This is a genomic window from Shewanella sp. T24-MNA-CIBAN-0130 (genome assembly GCF_040310185.1).
GTDB lineage: Bacteria > Pseudomonadota > Gammaproteobacteria > Enterobacterales > Shewanellaceae > Shewanella > Shewanella psychromarinicola.
On sequence record NZ_JBEOPP010000178.1, the window covers coordinates 1 to 363 of the forward strand.

At 44.6% G+C, this 363-nt stretch carries 1 protein-coding gene; it reads right to left on the minus strand.

The features are described from left to right. Positions 1-363: EAL domain-containing protein (locus AAEZ02_RS21980; RefSeq protein WP_351125086.1), on the minus strand; the 363-nt coding region annotated here is incomplete at both ends.

Below are 363 nucleotides of genomic sequence, written 5' to 3' on the forward strand. Positions count from 1 at the left end.
GTACTTGATCACAACCCCCCTCACGTAAGAAATTCAATTGCGCTTGGGTTTCAACACCTTCAGCCACAACGTTAAGCTCTAAACTGTGGGCCAAGGTTATAATGGCGCTAGTGATGGCAGCATCGTCAGGATCTTCAGTTATATCACGCACAAATTCACGATCAATCTTCAAGGTATCAATTGGGAAGCGTTTCAAATAGCTTAAGCTTGAGTATCCGGTACCAAAGTCATCAATCGCAATGGTTAAGCCTAATGCTTTGAGTTGCGATAGCACGGCAACGGAATCCTGTGGATTACCCATAATCATCGATTCGGTTAATTCGAGTTCTAAGGCGCTTGCCGGTAATCCAGATACCGCTAATG